At 49.9% G+C, this 1,766-nt stretch carries 1 rRNA gene; it reads right to left on the reverse strand.

Annotated features, from left to right (window positions below):
• Positions 1–70 precede the first annotated feature (70 nt).
• Positions 71–1,634 (reverse strand): 16S ribosomal RNA (locus FC82_RS07340).
• Between the last annotated feature and the right edge of the window lie 132 nt (positions 1,635–1,766).

The raw sequence follows: 1,766 nt of genomic DNA on the forward strand, positions 1-1,766 counted from the left end.
GTTTGAGAGTAGACCTCTCAAAACTAAACAAAGTTTTGTCTCAGTGCAGGGCTTCCGTATTATTCCTTAGAAAGGAGGTGATCCAGCCGCAGGTTCTCCTACGGCTACCTTGTTACGACTTCACCCTAATCATCTGCCCCACCTTAGGCGGTTGGCTCCCGAAGGTTACCGAACCGACTTTGGGTGTTGCAAACTCTCATGGTGTGACGGGCGGTGTGTACAAGGCCCGGGAACGTATTCACCGCGGCATGCTGATCCGCGATTACTAGCGATTCCGACTTCGTGTAGGCGAGTTGCAGCCTACAGTCCGAACTGAGAATGGCTTTAAGAGATTAGCTTGCTCTCGCGAGTTCGCAACTCGTTGTACCATCCATTGTAGCACGTGTGTAGCCCAGGTCATAAGGGGCATGATGACTTGACGTCATCCCCACCTTCCTCCGGTTTGTCACCGGCAGTCTCGCCAGAGTGCCCAACTAAATGCTGGCAACTGACAATAAGGGTTGCGCTCGTTGCGGGACTTAACCCAACATCTCACGACACGAGCTGACGACAGCCATGCACCACCTGTATCTGCGTCCCCGAAGGGAACGCCTAATCTCTTAGGTTAGCACAGTATGTCAAGACCTGGTAAGGTTCTTCGCGTAGCTTCGAATTAAACCACATGCTCCACCGCTTGTGCGGGCCCCCGTCAATTCCTTTGAGTTTCAACCTTGCGGTCGTACTCCCCAGGCGGAATGCTTAATGCGTTAGCTGCGGCACTGAAGGGCGGAAACCCTCCAACACCTAGCATTCATCGTTTACGGCATGGACTACCAGGGTATCTAATCCTGTTCGCTACCCATGCTTTCGAGCCTCAGCGTCAGTTACAGACCAGACAGCCGCCTTCGCCACTGGTGTTCTTCCATATATCTACGCATTTCACCGCTACACATGGAGTTCCACTGTCCTCTTCTGCACTCAAGTTACCCAGTTTCCGATGCACTTCTCCGGTTAAGCCGAAGGCTTTCACATCAGACTTAAGTAACCGCCTGCGCTCGCTTTACGCCCAATAAATCCGGATAACGCTTGCCACCTACGTATTACCGCGGCTGCTGGCACGTAGTTAGCCGTGGCTTTCTGGTTGAATACCGTCAACGTCTGAACAGTTACTCTCAAACGTGTTCTTCTTCAACAACAGAGTTTTACGATCCGAAAACCTTCTTCACTCACGCGGCGTTGCTCCATCAGACTTTCGTCCATTGTGGAAGATTCCCTACTGCTGCCTCCCGTAGGAGTTTGGGCCGTGTCTCAGTCCCAATGTGGCCGATTACCCTCTCAGGTCGGCTACGTATCATTGCCTTGGTGAACCATTACTCCACCAACTAGCTAATACGCCGCGGGTCCATCCAGAAGTGATAGCCGAAACCACCTTTCAAACAAAAACCATGCGGTTTTTGTTGTTATACGGTATTAGCACCTGTTTCCAAGTGTTATCCCCTGCTTCTGGGCAGGTTACCCACGTGTTACTCACCAGTTCGCCACTCATCCAATGTTAAAATCCGTGCAAGCACTTCATTTAACGGGATGCGTTCGACTTGCATGTATTAGGCACGCCGCCAGCGTTCATCCTGAGCCAGGATCAAACTCTCATTTTATGATTGTTTGTGACTCATTTGTTGTTTCTTAATTGTTAATAAGCGAATTGACGTTCGCAAATTACATTTGATATCAACTAAAGTTGATATGCCCTGCACTTTGTGAAACAAAACTTTGTTCAGTTTTCAAAG

The organism is Secundilactobacillus collinoides DSM 20515 = JCM 1123 (assembly GCF_001435975.1).
GTDB lineage: Bacteria > Bacillota > Bacilli > Lactobacillales > Lactobacillaceae > Secundilactobacillus > Secundilactobacillus collinoides.